This is a genomic window from Kitasatospora sp. NPDC057518, assembly GCF_042802075.1.
Lineage (GTDB): Bacteria > Actinomycetota > Actinomycetes > Streptomycetales > Streptomycetaceae > Kitasatospora.
In genome coordinates, this window is sequence record NZ_JBHVEU010000055.1 from 1 (window position 1) to 14510 (window position 14510).

The window sequence follows — 14510 nt, forward strand, 5'->3', positions numbered from 1 at the left end:
GACAGCCGGTGGCGGAGCGCCGGGTCGGTTCAGGATCTGCCCGCTGAGCCCCGGGTGGGCCATCTGGTTGGTCCCGATCGCCTCGATCTCGTTGGCGGGCTTGCCGAGCAGCGGGAGCTTGCCCACGGTCCGCAGGGCGAGGTCGCCCGGGGAGACTTCGAGGCCGTCGGTGAGCCCGCCGGTGGCGTCCGGCGAGGAGGCGGTCTGGGAGGTGGCGGAGGCCGCCGGGACGGCGAGGGCGAGGCCCGCCATGGTGAGGGCGGCCAGGGTGGCGAGTTTCTTCATGCCCTGCCGAACGACCCGGACCGCCCTCAGGTAACCGGTCGGCTCAGACCGTCACCCACAGGGTGCGCACGCTGTTGCTGACGAACGAGGCGATCGGCTCGTCGGTCCGGCCCTCCGCGAGGGCCAGCCCCGGGAAGCGGGTGAACAGGTGCCGCAGCGCCGTCTCGGCCTCCATCCGGGCGAGCCCGGAGCCGAGGCAGAAGTGCGGGCCGTGGCCGAGCGACAGGTGCTTGGCGGGCTGCCGGGTGAGGTCGAAGCGGTCCGCGTCCGGGTGGTGCCCGGAGTCCCGTCCGGCCGCCGCGTAGGAGGCCAGCAGCGCCTCGCCGCGCCGGATCACCACGTCGCCGACCGCGATGTCCTCGCTCGCGTAGCGCAGCGGGAACTGCCCGACCGGGGAGTCGTAGCGCAGGGTCTCCTCGACCACCGCCGACCACGGCTGCTCCCCGTCCAGGACGAGCCGCAGCTGGTCCGGGTGGGCGAGCAGGGCGCGGACGGCGTTGGTGATCAGGTTGAGCGTGGTCTCGTGCCCGGCGACCAGCATCAGCAGCAGGGTGCCGACCAGCTCGGCCTCGCTGAGCCGGTCGCCCGCCTCGTGGACGGCGATCAGGTCGGTGGTCAGGTCGTCGCCGGGCTCGGCCCGCTTGGCCGCCACCACCGAGGCCAGCAGCGCGTTCAGGCCCCGCTGCGCGGCCAGCGCCGCCGCCGGGGTGGCCGAACTGGAGACCATGGTGTCGGACAGCTCGTGCAGCTCGTCCTGCTCCGCCAGCCCGAGGCCGAGCAGTTCGCCGATCACCTGCATCGGCAGCGGGTAGGCGAAGTGCCGCCGCAGGTCGAACTCGCCCTCCAGCTTCGCGAGCCCGTCCAGCAGCGCGACCGTCCGGGCCTCGACGGCGGGGGCCAGGTCGGCTATCCGGCGCGGGGTGAAGGCCTGCGAGACCAGTCCGCGCAGCCGCCGGTGGTCCTCGCCGTCGGCGGTGACCATGCCGGGGACGACGATGAAGTTGAGCAGCGGCCAGCCTTCCGGCAGCCGCCCCTCCCGGAAGGTCGTCCAGAGCCGGGCGTCCTTGCCGACCCGGGGGTCGGACAGCAGCGACTGGAGGGTGTCGTGGTGGGTTACCGCCCAGACCACCACCCCGCCAGGGAGCTCCACCAGGACCGCGGGGCCGGCTTCGCGGAGTCGGGCGTTCTCGCCGTGCTGGTCGCGGCCGAAGGGGTCGAGTCTGACGGGCTCGGCGCGGGTTCCGGATTCGGTGGTGGTGTCCATGCGGGCCTCTCGGGGGCGGGCGGGCGGGGCGGGGTGAAGGCGCTGTAGAGCACCGGGAGGGCGGTCAGGGCCCGGGACCACGGGGACGGGCGCCAGGCCAACTCGCCGGGTGGTACGGCCAGTTGGAGGTCCGGCAGGCGGTGCAGCAGGGTCTCGACGGCGGTCTCGACGATGATCCGGGCCGGGTGCTGGGCGGGGCAGACGTGCCGGCCCGCGCCCCAGGCGAGGTGGGCCCGGTTGCCGCCGAGCGAGCCCTGCGCGGCGGCCGAGACGCCCTGCGCGGCCGGGTCGGCGTTGGCCGCGGCCAGGCCGAGGACGAGCATGTCGCCGGCGCTGATGTACTGGCCGCCGAGCACGGTGTCGCCGGTGGCCCAGCGGCCGGGGAAGTTCTGGGTGGGCGGGTCGCGCCAGAGCACCTCCTCCAGCGCGTCGGAGACGGTCAGCCGCCCGCCGGTGAGGGTGGCCCGGAAGCGCCGGTCGGTGAGCAGCAGCCGCAGCGTGTTGCCGGTCCAGTTGATGGACGTCTCGTTGCCCGCGACCATCAGCACCACCAGGTGGTGCACCGCCTCCTCGTCGGTCAGCCCGGCCGGGTGGGCGAGCAGCCAGGAGGTGAGGTCGGCGCTGGGGGCGGCCCGGCGGCGGCGCACCAGGTCGACGAGCAGTGCCTGGAACTCCAGTCCGGCGCGCTGCGACTGCGCGCTGCTGTCCACGAAGTGGCTGATCAGCTCGACCACCCGGGGCCCGCTCTCCACCGGCAGTCCGACCAGCTGGGTGAAGACCAGCAGCGGCAGCCGGCGCGCGTACTGGGCGACCAGGTCGGCGGTGCCGTCCGGGCCCCAGCCGTCGATCAGCCCGTTGGCGGCGGCCTCGGTGGTGCCGCGCAGCTGGCGGTGGTCGATCTGGGCGAGGGTGTCGGAGACGGCGGCGCGCAGCCGCTGGTGCTCGGCGCCGTCCAGGTTGAGCAGGGTGGGCCGCCAGGAGGTCATCGGCAGCAGCCGGGAGTCGGCCGCCAGCCGGCCCTCGGCGGGCACCCGCCAGCGGCGCGAGTCCTTGGAGAACAGCGCCTCGTTGCGGGTGAGTTCGAGCAGTTCGGCGTAGCCGAGGACGAGCCAGGCCTCGACCCCGGGCTCCAGCTCGATCGGGGCGACCGGTCCGTAGCGCTCGCGCAGCCGGGCGTAGAGGCCGTGCGGGTCCTCGGCGACGGCCGGGCCGTACAGCGGCGTCAGCGGCACGCCCACGGGCAGCCCGCCGGGCCGTCCGCCGCCGTGGGCGACGGGGCACCCGGGGGCTCCCGGGTGTTCGGGGGAGGTCATCCCTGGAGCTCCAGGATCGAGTTGCGGTGCAGGTGGTCGACGAAGTCGATCAGCAGGTCGTAGGACTGCCGGCGGTCGCGCGCGTCGCAGTGCAGGATCGGCACCTCCGGCAGCAGGTCCAGCGCCGAGCGCAGCTCCTCCTCCGGGTAACTCGGCGTGTCCGGGAAGGTGTTGACCGCGACCGCGAACGGGATGCGCTGCTCCTCCAGCCGGCCGAGCACGTCGAAGCTCTCGTCCGGGCGGCGCAGGTCGACCATGGCGATGGCGCCGAGCGCTCCGCGCGACAGGTCGTCCCAGAGCGGCCAGAACCGCTGCTGCCCGGGCGTGCCGAACAGGTACAGCGCGAGCCGCGAGTTGAGCGTGATCCGGCCGAAGTCCAGCGCCACCGTGGTGGTGGTCTTGCCGGCGCGACCGGTGAGGTCGTCGATGCCGGCGCTGGCGGCGGTCATGGTCTCCTCGGTGCGCAGCGGGGTGATCTCGCTCAACGAGCCGACCAGGGTGGTCTTGCCGACCCCGAACGGACCGGTGACCAGGATCTTGACCGCGCCCTGCACCGAGGAGGGCAGGTACTGCGGCCCGGCGGCGGACCCGGCGGCGTCCGTGGCGCCCGGTGCGTCCGGGGCGTCGGGGACGGCTTCAGCGGAGTTGGCGGAGGCCAACGAGCACCTCCTCCAGGAGGGTTGCGGGCAGGCGTTCGGCCTGGGGGACGGGCGGGAGCACCTGCACGGCGCCGAGGTCCCAGAGGTCACCGACCAGCACCTTGACGACGCCGAGCGGCAGCCCCAGGTGGGCCGCCACCTCGGCGACGGACAGCAGGCTGTGGCAGAGCGCGAGGATGCGCCGGTGCTCACGGTTGATCAGCTCGTGCTCGGGCAGGTCCGGCGGCTCGGGCAGTCCTAATGGTCCGGGCACGGCGCTGACCAGGCTCTCCACGGCCAGATCGGACCGGGTGGGGCGGCTGCGCCCACCGGTGATGACGTACGGCCGGACCGGGCCGCTCACCGGTGGCCCCCCGCCGCGTGGTCGACGCGCGGCGGGCTGGTGAGGTGGGTGCCGATCCGCTCGACCAGGACCTGCATCTGGTAGGCGACCAGGCCGGCGTCGACCGCCTCGCCGGCCACCACGGCCAGGTGCGCGCCGGCCCCGGCGGCGACGACGAAGAGGTAGCCGCCGCCGTACTCGATGATGATCTGGCGGGTGGCGCTGCCCGGTCCGCCGAAGCCCGTCGCGACGCCGCGGGCCAGCGACTGCAGTCCGGAGCAGGCGGCGGCGAGCCGTTCGGCGTCGTCGCGCGGGATGCCCGCGCTGCGGCCGATCTCCAGGCCGTCGTTGGAGACGACGACGGCGTGCTGGACCTGCGGGACGGCGATGATGTCGGCGAGCAGCCAGCCGAGATCAGGGGTGGTGGTCATGGAACTCTCCGGAGCGCTGGGGAAGTCGGGGGGAAGCGGGAAGGGAAGGGGTGGACTGGGCCCGGACGGCGGAACGGCCGCTGGCCGTCCCGGCCTGGAACATCGCCATGAACGCCTGCGCGTCCCGGGCCGAGCGGTAGGGCGGCGCGGGCGGCGGTGGGGGAGCGGCGTGCTGGGCGGGGCGGCCCGTGCGGCCGCGCCGGTGGCTCCGGCGGGGCAGCGGGGGAGGGGTGTCACCGGTCGCGGCGTGCCGGCCGGGCGGCGGGGTCTCCACCAGGGGGTGGCCGGCGGGAGAGGCCGGCCGGGGGCCGGGGTTGAACGCCCGGTCGTCCGGCCCGAGGCCGGGGACGGTGGGCGGCAGCGGCTCGGTGAGCAGCGCGTTCGGCAGCAGCAGGACCACCCGCACGCCGCCGTACGGCGAGGGCGCCGAGCTGAGCGTGACCCGGAAGCCGTACTGCTCGGCGAGCCGGCCGACCGCGGCGAGGCCCAGCTGCGGCACCTCGCCGAGCCGGGAGACCTCCAGGGTGCTGCCGCCGGCCAGCGCGGCGGCGGCCTTGGCGACGGCCTGTTCCGGCATGCCGACGCCGCCGTCGTCGATCTCGATGACGGCGCCGTTGTGGACCGGCATCAGGGTGACGAACACCTGGGTGCTGGGCGGGGAGTAGCGGGTGGCGTTGTCCAGCAGCTCGGCGATCGCGTGGATCAGCGCCTCGGCGGCGGCGCCGACCACCGCGGTCTCGGTCCGGCTGCGCACCACCACGCGCTGGAACGGCAGGATGCGCGACTGGGCGCCGCGGACGACGTCCTCCAGGGAGACCGGTTCCGGCCAGTGCCGGCCGGCCCGCGCGCCGCACAGCACGGCCAGGGTCTGGGCCAGCCGGGCCTGTTGGGCGGCCGCGTGGTCGGCCTTGAGCAGGCCCTCCAGCAGCGTCGGGTCGTCGTGGGTGCGCTCCATCTCGTCCAGCAGCGCCTGCTGGTCGTGGGCCATCACCAGGATCCGGCGGGCGACGCTGAGGAAGGCCCGCTGGGTGGAGGCGGTGTGCTCCTGCTCCTGCTGGACGGCGGCGAGTTCGGCGCCGCGGCGGGAGAGCTCGGTGGCCAGCTGTTCCTGGACGGCGAGGAGTTCGCCGCGCAGCCGGTCGGCACGGCCGCGCTGGGTGACGGACACGGCGCGGTACCGCGCGGCGGCCACGAGGGCGAGGACGGCGAGTACGCCGGTTGCCGTTACGGACAACTGAGTCATCGTCACGCCGCGAATTCTAGGGTGATGATCCTACGAAGGTGTGAACGGATCTCGCCAAGTGACCGGATCTCGTCAATATCGAGTCAATTCGGCGTCAATCGGCAATCGTTCGACCCCGATCCCACCGCCTGACGAGGTATCGGAGCGGGCCCGACCGGCACCGCCGGGAACGTCGGGATCGAGCCGCCCGGCCGGATCGCGTCCGGTGATGTGTGGGGCCTGTGCGCACGGTGTTACGGAAGGGGCGCCGTCCGGTGCAGGAGCAGCAGCGCCACGTCGTCCGGCCGGGACCGCCGCTCGGTCACGTTCAGGGTGAGCAGATCGGCCAGCCGCTCCAGCGCCGGCGCCGGGCCGATCCGCCCCGGACCGGTCTGCCGCGCCCACAGTTCGAGCCCGCCGAGCATCCGCTGCACCGACTCGTCGTAGTCCTCCTCGCGGTCCTCGACCAGCCCGTCGGTGTACGCCAGCAGCGTCTCGCCGACCGCCAGCCGCTCCACCGCCAGCGGGTACGGCCGCTCCGGGGCCACCCCCAGCGGCGGCCCGCCCGGCAGCTCCAGCTCGACGGCCGCGGCGTCGGCGGTGATCCGCACCGGCGCCGGGTGCCCGGCCCGGGCCGCGGTCAGCACGCCGTCGGCCGGGTCCAGGGTCAGGTAGAGGCAGGTCGCGAACAGCTCGGTGTCCAGCTCGGCCAGCAGCCGGCTGGTGCGGGTCAGGGTGGCGGCCGGGTCGTGCCCGTCCGTCGCGTACGCCCGCAGCCCGCTGCGCAGTTGGCCCATCACCGCGGTGGCCTCCGCGTTGTGGCCCTGGACGTCGCCGATCACCAGCCCGATCCGGCCGTCCGGCAGCCGCAGCAGGTCGTACCAGTCACCGCCGATCTGCATCCCCTCGGTGCTCGGCAGGTAACGGGCGGCGCTGGCGATCCCGGCCAGCCGCGGCAGGGTGCGCGGGAGCATCGCCCGCTGCAGCTCGGAGGCCCGGTGGTGGTGGGTGTCGTACAGCCGGGCCCGCTCCAGGGACTGCGCCAGGATGCCGGCGAAGGCCGAGTACAGGGTGCGGTCCTCGCGGCTGAACGCCCGCTCGGCGGCGAAGGTGATCAGGCACGAGCCGACCTGCTGCCCGGAGGCGACCAGCGGCAGCACCGCCCAGGCGGCCGGGGTGAGCGGGTCGCGCCGGGTGCGGGCGGCGGCGGGCTCGCTGAACAGCGGGGCGGAGCGGGCCAGCGAACGCTGCATCACGGACTCGGACAGGTCCGCCAGACGGGTGAGCTCGGTGCGGCGCGGGCCCCCGTACACGGTGTGCGAGACGGGCAGCAGCCGGCCCTCGTCCACCAGGTCCAGGACGATGCCGGCGGCGCCGAGCGCCGGGCGGGCGACATCGGTGACGGCGGTGGTGACGTCCCGGACGGTCACCGCCCGGGACAGCGCCCGGGTGAGCGTCAGCAGCAGCGCCGTCCGGGCGGCGGCCGGGGAGTTCCGCCCCTCGGCCGGCGGCGGCTCCCGGTGCCCGGCCTCGGCCAGCAGCCCGGCGATCCGCACCGGCCGCCCGTGCACGTCCAGCATCACCTCGCCGGACTCCTCGACCCGGGCGACCTTGCCGCCGGGCCGCAGCACCCGGTAGCCGATCCGGTAGCGGCCGCCGGCGGCCAGCGCCTCGGCGAGCGCCGCCTGCACGTCCGGCAGGTCCTCCGGGTGGACCAGCCGGTCCAGCTCGGGGGCGGCGCCGTCCGGGGCGGGCGGGCGGCCCGCCAGCCGGAACGCCTCGGCGTCCCAGTAGCTCTCCCCGGTGACCAGGTCCCGCTCGAAGGCCCCGTGCCCGGCGGCCCGCACGGCCAGCGACAGCAGCGGGTGGGCCAGCCCGGCGGGGCGGCCGTCCGCCGCCCGCGGGTCCTCGGGTAACCGGACGCCGTACGGTGCCCGGGTGCCGTACGGGAGGTGGGCGTCGGCGTGGTCCAGCAGATGGGCCAGCCGGTGGGCGCAGGCCTCGGCGAGGGTCTCCAGGACGTCCAGGTCGCGGCGCGGCACGGTGCCCCGGTGGGCCAGCGCCAGGGCCAGCACACCGATCGGCCGCTCGTCCACGACCATCGGCAGGGTGATCACGGCGACCATCCCGGTGCCCATGCCGGTGTTCCGGTTCGGGTAGTCGACGCTGGTGTGCTCGGGACTGAGCAGGTACGGGCGGCGCAGCCGCAGGGCCATCGCGGCGGGCAGCTCACCGGCCGGGTCGACCACGCTGTAGCGCTCGTGCGCCCAGTCCGGCAGCCCGTGCGAGGCGGTCAGCCGGAGCATCCCGGCGGAGTCCAGCAGGTACAGCGCGGACCCCTCGCCGGTGATCCAGCTCGGGCCCTCGGCCAGGACGGTGCCGAGCAGCTCGGCCGCGCTGGTGCAGCCCAGCAGCAGCCGCACGCAGCGCATCGCACTGCGCGCGGTCGGACTGCCGGCGGGCTCCAGGGGCACTGGTCCTTGATACCCCATTTCCCCTACCGGCGAAGGCCGACCGAAGCGCCGCACCAGCACCACCGCCACCGTGGGAAGTCGGCCGGGCCGACTTCCCGCGCAGTGCCCGGTGCGGGGCCGGCCGCTTACGCGGGCCAGGCGCGGAGGCCGGTGGTGAGGGTGGCGATGAGGCGGTCCTGGGTGGTGGCGAGGTCCTCGGTGAGCTGGAAGGCGCCGGCCGTGGTGAGGGAGGCGAAGCCGTGGGCGACGGAGCGCACGGTGCGGGCGGCGTGGACCGCCTCGGGGCCGTCGAGCCCGTACTCCCGCAGCACGGCGATGATCACGCCGACGAGCCGGGCGGCCGCCCGGGCCAGGTCGTCGTCGGGCTGCGGGGCCTGGGGGAGGGCGTTGTAGCGGTGCGGGTGCTCGGTGGCGTACGCGTGGTAGGCGCGCAGCACGGCGGCGACGGCGTCGTCCCCGCTGCGTCCGACGGCCGCCCCGGCCAGCCGGTCGGCGAGGTCCCCGGTGACCCGGACGGCGATCAGCCGCCGCAGTTCGGCGAGGCCGCCGCTGACGTGCTTGTACAGCGAGGGGGTGGCGACCCCGGCCCGGGCGGCGACGGAGGCCAGGGTGAGGGCCTCGGCGCCCTGCTCGTCGATGAGGGCGAGGGCGTGGTCGACGACCTGGTCGGGGGTCAGTCCTACGCGGGGCATGGGTTCGGGCTCTCCGTACGGATCAGGTCGGGCAGGGGCGGGCAGCGGACGGGCGGGGCTCAGCCGAGCTCGGCGAGGAACGGCAGCAGGGCGTCCGCGGTGGCCGCCGGGTTGTCGGCCATCGGGTAGTGCCCGGACCCCTCGATCATCGCCTTCCGCGCGCCGAGCGCGGCGGCCTGCCGGTCGGCGACCAGCTCCGGCTTCGGGAAGTCGGGGTCCTTGCTGCCCATGACGACCAGGGCCGGGCACCGCACCGCGGCCGTCCAGCCGACCGGCGCCGAGTCGCCGTGGACGTACCCGCGGGTGGCGGTCTTCCGGCCCGGGGTGCGCAGCGCGGCGACCAGCCCGTCCACGTACGCGTCGAAGTCGGCGGGCCTGGCGCCGGGGAAGGCCATCCGGCGCAGGTAGAAGCCCCAGGCGGCCGGCCAGTGGACGAGGGCGGCGCCCATCAGGCCCATGGCGCCGCGCATCAGGGCGCCCTGCGGCGGGTTCTCGACGAAGGCGTTGAGCAGGACGATCCCGGCGACCCGCTCGGGGGCGTCCCCGGCGGCCTTGACGACGGTGGCCCCGGTGTACGAGTTCCCGGCGAGGACGGCGCGCTCGATGCCGAGGTGGTCGAGCAGGGCGAGGACGTCGCCGGCGAGGGCGGCGGGGCCGTAGTCGTCCCAGGTGATCGAGGATTCGCCGAAGCCCCGCAGGTCCATGGTGACGACCCGGTGGCCGGCGGCGACGAGCAGCGGGCGCAGGTGCCGGTACGCGGCCCGGCTGTCGAGCATGCCGGGGAGCAGGACGACCGGGGTGCCGTCGCCCTGCCGGGTGTCGTCGTAGGCGATCCGGCCGCCGGGGACGGTGAGGTACTGGGTGCTCGGGGTGATGGTGCCGTTCATGGGGTCCTCCTCGGGCCGCCGGTGCGGGGCATCGGCGTTGCTGCCGATAGCCATAAAGCTAAGGCTAATAGCCTTAGCCGTCAAGCGGTCGGGCGTCGGAGGCGTCGGAGAAGAGGGGGAAGGGAGCGGTCAGACCCCTTCGACCTTGAACGGGTCGTGCTCGCTGAGCAGCTTCTCCAGCCGGGCCTGGTCCACCCGGGTGACCATGTCGTTGGACTCCTGCCGGTCCCGGATCACCTTCGCCAGCGTGAACGCGGAGCTGACCGTGAAGAGGAGGCCGAGTCCGAGGAAGGCCCGGGTCCACCCGCCGACCGGCAGGTAGATGATCCCCGCGGCGAGGGCGGTGCCCGACAGGGCGAAGGACAGGACGGCCTGGAGGTAGTAGGCGGCCGTGGTGCGGGTCTGCATCGGTGCGCTCATGGCGTCAGGATGCTGCGGCCCGGCCGGGCCGCACATGAGTAGGCGTACTCAGATGGGGCCGTGCATGAGGGACCGTTCGTTGACGTCCGATCACCTGCCGCGGGGCTGCTCCGAACGGATGGCTTGGAATCAGAGCCTCCTAGGATTAACGTTTGATAACGCAGCGCGGTTGTCAACGCCGTACCCAGACGGCACCGTGCGCCGTCGCCTAATCCCACCGACCGGCCTCCGGGCAGGTCAGGGAGCCGGGGAACCACGTTCCTTGGGGTGAATCGGCGGGGCTCCGGCCCGGCCGTAGGAGACCTTCCTGCTCCGAACCCGTCAGCTAACCCGGTAGGCGCGAAGGAAGGAAAGGAGCGCGCCTCCGTGGCGTCGACGCACACCCCGGCACACCCGGCCGGCTTCGCAGCCGGTACCCAGCTCCTCGACCACCCCGGCCCGGACGGCCCCGAGGCCTTCGGCCCGGAGGACTTCGCCGCGGAGGCCGAGACCAACCGCCACCGGATGCCGCGTCAGACCCGCGGAACCTCCCCGCTGCTCGGCGTCACCGCCGTCGCCGCCACCCTGGGTGCCACCGGCTTCACCTCGGCGACCCCGGCCGCCGCCCCCGCCATCGAGGCCCCGGACGAGACGGCGGTCGCCCTCTCCGCCGACCCCGGCCTCGCGCTCGCCGCCCGCATCCAGAACCAGGCCGACAGCCAGCGCACCGCCGCCGAGGAGACCGCCCGGCTCCAGGCCGCCCAGGAGGCGGAGGCCAAGGCCGCCGCCAAGGAGGCCGAGGCCAAGCGCGCCGCCGAGGAGGCCGAGCGGGCCAAGGCCGCCGCCCTCACCCTCCCGGTGACGGACTACCGGCTCTCCGCCCACTACGGCCAGAGCGCCCGCTACTGGGCCAACCTGCACACCGGCCTGGACTTCGCCGCCGACACCGGCACCCCGGTCCACGCGCTCGGCCAGGGCACCATCACCTCGGCCGGCTGGGCCGGCTCGTACGGCTACCGGATCGTCGAGACCCTGCCCGACGGCACCGAGATCTGGTACTGCCACCTCTCCGCGATCACCAAGGGCTCCGGCAAGGTCGCCGCCGGCCAGCAGATCGGCAAGGTCGGCGCGACCGGCAACGTCACCGGCCCGCACCTGCACATGGAGGTCCGCCCCGGCGGCGGCGCCCCGGTCGACCCGGAGCCCTGGCTCCAGCAGCGCGGCCTCAACCCCTGACGCACCCGCCCGGGCGGACCCAGCGCGAAGCCCCCGGCCCGGAGCACCAGCACCGGACCGGGGGCTTCGCCGTGGCGTCTCACTCCTCGGCGGGCAGCTGCGCCAGGTACGCCTCGATCTCCTCCTGGCCCGGCTCCGGCGCCAGCTCCGGGAACTCCGTCACCAGCAGCCGCGGCAGCCCCGGCACCGTCCACTCGCCGAACAGGTCGAGCGCCGCCTCGACCGCCGCCTCCTCGAACCGCCCGAAGTCCCCGGCCAGTTCCTCCGGCATCGGCCGCCCCAGCGCGGTCAGCTCCGCCAGGTTGCGGTAGCTGCGCCGCATCAGGCCCTGCTCCAGCAGCCGCCGAGCGCCGTCCGTGGCCATGCCGACCGACAGCACCCGGCCCGGGCCCCAGCCCTGCTCGTCCGGCTCGTCCAGCCAGCCGGCCGGTGCCAGCGCCTCGTACGCGGCCAGCCGCTCCTCCTCCGGGAGCTCCCCGAAGCCGGCCAGCCAGTCCCGCACCGCCGCCGGGTCCGTGACGTCCACCCCGTACGCGTGCAGCAGCAGCGCGTACAGCCGGGGCCAGGTCACCAGGTCGGCGCGGCGCAGCAGCCCGGCCGCGACCTCGCCCTGCCACTCGGCCTCCGCGTGCAGCCGCTCCTGGCGCTTGGCGTTCAGCCGCCGGGACGCCCGCTGGTGGTCGACCAGCAGCCGGACGGCGTCGCCGTAGGCGAACGGGTCCTCCTCGGGCGCGGGTTGGACGTACAGGTGGAGCCGCTCGTACAGCAGGTGCTCCACCGCGTCGGAGGTCAGTTCGGGCCAGCCGTCGTGCATCCTGCCCTCGCCCAGCTCCAGCAGCGCCAGCACCGCGCGCAGCGGCCCCTCGGCCACCGGCGCGCGGCCCTGCTCGGCCGCCCAGGCGAGCAGGTCGGCGGCCTTGGTGCGCGGGGCGAGCCGCAGGTCTTCGTCGTTCATAGTCCGAACGGTAGCCGCCGGGCGGGGATAGGGTCGGCAGCCATGGTCCCCGTACGACTCACCGGCCCGCGCCTGGCCGTCCGCGAGTACCACCACACCGAGGAGGAGGTGGACGCGCTGCACGCGCTGTTCGGCGACCCCGAGGTCACCCGCCACCTGCCCTTCGGGCCGAGCGGCCGGGAGGACTGCGCCGACCAGATCGAGCTCTACCTGGAGGAGGCGATGGCCGAGGAGCGGGACACCTACCGGCTCGCCGTCACCAGGCTCGCCGACGCCGAGGAGCCCGGGGACGCGACGCCGATCGGGCAGGCCGCGCTCACCCTCGACGGGCACGGCGCCGCCGACCTCGGGTGCGTGCTGGCCCGCGGGTCCTGGGGCCGGGGCTACGCGGGCGAGACCGTCGGCCTGCTCCGCGACTTCGCCTTCGGCACCCTGGGCCTGCACCGGCTGACCGCCCGGACCGCCGCGGCCAACCCGGCCCCCGGCCGGGTGCTCACCCGGCTGGGCTTCCGGCCGGAGGCGCGGCCTCGGTCCGACGGGTCCGAGGGCGGGGTCCGGTCCGCCGGCTCCGGGGATGGCGTCCGGTCCGACGCGTACCTCTTCACGCTGCTCGCCGAGGAGTGGCCGGGCCCGGCCGCCCGGGTGGAGGGGGGTTAACCCCACCCCGGATCCGCCAGGCCTCCGGATCACGGCCGGGCGGCGCGTCCACCAGACTGGACGCAGTCAGCGGGACGAACGAGCGACAGACGACAGCACGAGGGGCCGGGGGCCGGGAACATGAGCAGCAGCCGCAGCGTGGAGGACCGGGAGTGGGACGTTCTGGGCGGTCGCGGTGACGACCCGCGCCCCGTCCGGGCCCGCCGGACCGAGCGGCGGCCGGCCCTGTGGCGGGCCCCGTTCTCGGCGTACTACTACCGCGAGGTCGGCTACGCGCTCACCGGCCTGCCGGTGGCGATCCTCGGCTTCGCCGTCGCGGTCACGATGTTCTGCTTCGGCCTCGCCACCTTCGTCACCGCGCTGGGGCTGCCCGTGCTGGGCGCCCTGACCGCCACGGCCCGCGGCTTCGGCCGGCTGGAGCGGGCCCGGGTGCGCGGCATGCTGGCCCTGGACGTCCCCGGCCCGGAGCCGGTGCGCCGGGTCCGCCAGGGCAGCTGGGGCGCGGTCACCGCGCGGCTGGCGGACGGGGCCGGCTGGAAGGCCGTGCTGTACCAGGTGCTGATGCTCCCCTGGGCGGTGTTCAGCTTCGCGGTGACGCTGGTGTTCCTGCTGCTCGGCTGGGCGGCGGCGCTCTACCCGCTGTACCACTGGGTCTTCCCCACCTACACTTCCTGGCACGGGTACCGGGTGTTCGACTTCTACGACAGCCACGACATCCGGCACGTGTACGACATCGAGGCGCCCTGGCAGATCGCCGGGCTCTCGCTCCTCGGGGTGCTGCTGGTCCTCCTCACCACCCAGCTGGTCCGCGGCCTGACCAACGTCAACCGGGCCGCCGCCCAGGGCCTGCTCGGCCGCTGACCGCCCGGCTCCACCCAGGCCCGACGGCCCCGCCCGCGTCCCGGACCCCTCCCGGATGCGGGCGGGGCCGCTCCGTGTTCGGATGGCCGGGTGGCCGCCGGCCCTCACCCCGCCCTCCCGGACGTGCTGGTCACCTCCCGTCCGCTGGACGAGTACTGCGCCCTGTTCGGCCTCACCCGGGCCCGGCTCGCCGCCCTGCCCGGGCCGCTGCTGGACTGCCCCGGGGGCGCGGCCGGCCTGGCCGCCGAGGCGCGCGAACTGGGCTGCCGGGTGGTCGCCGTCGACCCGGCGTACGCGCTGCCGCCGCCGGTGGTCGCCGACCTCGCCCTGGCCGCCCGGGCGGCGATGGCCGCCTCGATGACCGCCCGCCCGTGGCTCCACCCCTCGCCCCGCCCGTACCGGCCCGAGCGGTACCTGCGCAGCTGGGACCGGGCCCGCCGGCTGTTCGCCGCCGACTCGGCCGCCCACCCGCAGCGGTACGTGGCCGCCGCGCTGCCCCGGCTGCCCTTCGCGGACGGCGCCTTCGCCCTCACCCTGAGCGGCTACCTGATCTTCGCCTACCCCGAAGTCTTCGGCCCGGAGCGCCAGTTGGCGGCGCTGACCGAGCTGGTCCGGGTCACCTCCCCGGACGGCGAGGTCCGGGTCCAGCCGCTGAACGACGGGCACGGCCGCCGCTGCGGCCACCTCGACCCGCTGCGGTACGCGCTCGGCGAGCGCCGGATAGCCAGCGAGATCCTCCGCTGTCCGGGGCCGGTGGACGGCCGCACCGTGCGGGTCCTGGTGCTGCGGGCCGCCGACCGGCGCCGCCGGTCGGCCGGGCAGCCGGTCATGTAATAGTCACTACTCCGGTTTG

16 protein-coding genes and 1 riboswitch are annotated in these 14510 nt (G+C 75.2%); of the genes, 4 read left to right on the forward strand and 12 right to left on the reverse strand.

All coding sequences use genetic code 11. The annotated features are described in order from the left end of the window. From ACFU7Z_RS08435 to ACFU7Z_RS08485, 11 genes are all read right to left on the reverse strand, one after another. On the reverse strand, nucleotides 1-285 hold a 285-nt coding region (locus ACFU7Z_RS08435; RefSeq protein ID WP_380777002.1), incomplete at its 3' end, for a hypothetical protein. 43 nt (nucleotides 286-328) lie between these two features. Next, a complete protein-coding gene (locus ACFU7Z_RS08440) occupies nucleotides 329-1414 on the reverse strand; it encodes a cytochrome P450 (protein WP_380777003.1) in 1086 nt (361 codons plus the stop codon). Then, complete coding sequence (locus ACFU7Z_RS08445; RefSeq protein WP_241852825.1) at nucleotides 1399-2862, reverse strand: cytochrome P450; 1464 nt, start codon at nucleotides 2860-2862, stop codon at nucleotides 1399-1401. The genes ACFU7Z_RS08440 and ACFU7Z_RS08445 overlap by 16 nt, the downstream gene beginning before the upstream one ends. After that, nucleotides 2859-3428, reverse strand: coding sequence for an ATP/GTP-binding protein (locus tag ACFU7Z_RS08450; RefSeq protein ID WP_049653188.1), 570 nt, complete (start codon nucleotides 3426-3428; stop codon nucleotides 2859-2861). Before ACFU7Z_RS08450 ends, ACFU7Z_RS08445 begins: the two co-directional genes overlap by 4 nt. A gap of 70 nt (nucleotides 3429-3498) precedes the next feature. Further along, a complete protein-coding gene (locus ACFU7Z_RS08455) occupies nucleotides 3499-3864 on the reverse strand; it encodes a DUF742 domain-containing protein (protein WP_049653167.1) in 366 nt (121 codons plus the stop codon). Beyond that, nucleotides 3861-4274: a roadblock/LC7 domain-containing protein gene (locus ACFU7Z_RS08460; protein ID WP_049653168.1), complete on the reverse strand. Its 414-nt coding sequence runs from the start codon at nucleotides 4272-4274 to the stop codon at nucleotides 3861-3863. The genes ACFU7Z_RS08455 and ACFU7Z_RS08460 overlap by 4 nt, the downstream gene beginning before the upstream one ends. Beyond that, on the reverse strand, nucleotides 4258-5508 hold the full coding sequence (locus ACFU7Z_RS08465) for a sensor histidine kinase (protein WP_380777004.1): 1251 nt from the start codon (nucleotides 5506-5508) through the stop codon (nucleotides 4258-4260). The genes ACFU7Z_RS08460 and ACFU7Z_RS08465 overlap by 17 nt, the downstream gene beginning before the upstream one ends. Nucleotides 5509-5750: 242 nt before the next feature. Further along, on the reverse strand, nucleotides 5751-7970 hold the full coding sequence (locus tag ACFU7Z_RS08470; protein ID WP_380777005.1) for a SpoIIE family protein phosphatase: 2220 nt from the start codon (nucleotides 7968-7970) through the stop codon (nucleotides 5751-5753). Nucleotides 7971-8095: 125 nt separating this feature from the next. Beyond that, the gene (locus tag ACFU7Z_RS08475; protein WP_380777006.1) at nucleotides 8096-8662 is read right to left on the reverse strand and encodes a TetR/AcrR family transcriptional regulator; all 567 of its coding nucleotides are present in this window, start codon (nucleotides 8660-8662) and stop codon (nucleotides 8096-8098) included. A 59-nt stretch (nucleotides 8663-8721) separates the two neighbouring features. Next, nucleotides 8722-9603 carry an alpha/beta fold hydrolase gene (locus tag ACFU7Z_RS08480; RefSeq protein WP_198959332.1) on the reverse strand — a complete coding sequence of 294 codons (882 nt, stop codon included), beginning with the start codon at nucleotides 9601-9603 and terminating at the stop codon, nucleotides 8722-8724. Between the two features lie 75 nt (nucleotides 9604-9678). Next, nucleotides 9679-9969 carry a YiaA/YiaB family inner membrane protein gene (locus ACFU7Z_RS08485; protein ID WP_380777007.1) on the reverse strand — a complete coding sequence of 97 codons (291 nt, stop codon included), beginning with the start codon at nucleotides 9967-9969 and terminating at the stop codon, nucleotides 9679-9681. Between the two features lie 195 nt (nucleotides 9970-10164). Then, nucleotides 10165-10323: riboswitch (cyclic di-AMP (ydaO/yuaA leader) on the forward strand. A 12-nt stretch (nucleotides 10324-10335) separates the two neighbouring features. Here ACFU7Z_RS08485 and ACFU7Z_RS08490 point away from each other — a divergent pair. Then, on the forward strand, nucleotides 10336-11184 hold the full coding sequence (locus ACFU7Z_RS08490; protein WP_053112130.1) for a M23 family metallopeptidase: 849 nt from the start codon (nucleotides 10336-10338) through the stop codon (nucleotides 11182-11184). A gap of 79 nt (nucleotides 11185-11263) precedes the next feature. Here the strand turns inward: ACFU7Z_RS08490 and ACFU7Z_RS08495 are convergent, their stop codons facing one another. Further along, entirely contained in the window at nucleotides 11264-12139 is an 876-nt protein-coding gene (locus ACFU7Z_RS08495) for a hypothetical protein (protein ID WP_380777008.1), read from the reverse strand. A 42-nt stretch (nucleotides 12140-12181) separates the two neighbouring features. On the opposite strand from ACFU7Z_RS08495, the gene ACFU7Z_RS08500 reads away from it, so the two are divergent. From ACFU7Z_RS08500 to ACFU7Z_RS08510, 3 genes are all read left to right on the forward strand, one after another. Beyond that, nucleotides 12182-12796 carry a GNAT family N-acetyltransferase gene (locus ACFU7Z_RS08500; RefSeq protein ID WP_380777009.1) on the forward strand — a complete coding sequence of 205 codons (615 nt, stop codon included), beginning with the start codon at nucleotides 12182-12184 and terminating at the stop codon, nucleotides 12794-12796. A 120-nt stretch (nucleotides 12797-12916) separates the two neighbouring features. Then, nucleotides 12917-13657 carry a sensor domain-containing protein gene (locus tag ACFU7Z_RS08505; protein WP_053112132.1) on the forward strand — a complete coding sequence of 247 codons (741 nt, stop codon included), beginning with the start codon at nucleotides 12917-12919 and terminating at the stop codon, nucleotides 13655-13657. A 90-nt stretch (nucleotides 13658-13747) separates the two neighbouring features. Continuing rightward, complete coding sequence (locus ACFU7Z_RS08510; RefSeq protein WP_375876785.1) at nucleotides 13748-14491, forward strand: hypothetical protein; 744 nt, start codon at nucleotides 13748-13750, stop codon at nucleotides 14489-14491. Nucleotides 14492-14510: the final 19 nt, after the last annotated feature.

Excerpts from the sequence above, each read along its gene's own strand:
- ACFU7Z_RS08445 (WP_241852825.1), bottom strand. The coding sequence starts at position 2,862 with ATGACCTCCCCCGAACACCCGGGAGCCCCCGGGTGCCCCGTCGCCCAC.
- ACFU7Z_RS08460 (WP_049653168.1), bottom strand. The coding sequence starts at position 4,274 with ATGACCACCACCCCTGATCTCGGCTGGCTGCTCGCCGACATCATCGCC.
- ACFU7Z_RS08475 (WP_380777006.1), bottom strand. The coding sequence starts at position 8,662 with ATGCCCCGCGTAGGACTGACCCCCGACCAGGTCGTCGACCACGCCCTC.
- ACFU7Z_RS08480 (WP_198959332.1), bottom strand. The coding sequence starts at position 9,603 with ATGGCTATCGGCAGCAACGCCGATGCCCCGCACCGGCGGCCCGAGGAG.
- ACFU7Z_RS08485 (WP_380777007.1), bottom strand. The coding sequence starts at position 9,969 with ATGAGCGCACCGATGCAGACCCGCACCACGGCCGCCTACTACCTCCAG.
- ACFU7Z_RS08495 (WP_380777008.1), bottom strand. The coding sequence starts at position 12,139 with ATGAACGACGAAGACCTGCGGCTCGCCCCGCGCACCAAGGCCGCCGAC.
- ACFU7Z_RS08500 (WP_380777009.1), top strand. The coding sequence starts at position 12,182 with ATGGTCCCCGTACGACTCACCGGCCCGCGCCTGGCCGTCCGCGAGTAC.
- ACFU7Z_RS08505 (WP_053112132.1), top strand. The coding sequence starts at position 12,917 with ATGAGCAGCAGCCGCAGCGTGGAGGACCGGGAGTGGGACGTTCTGGGC.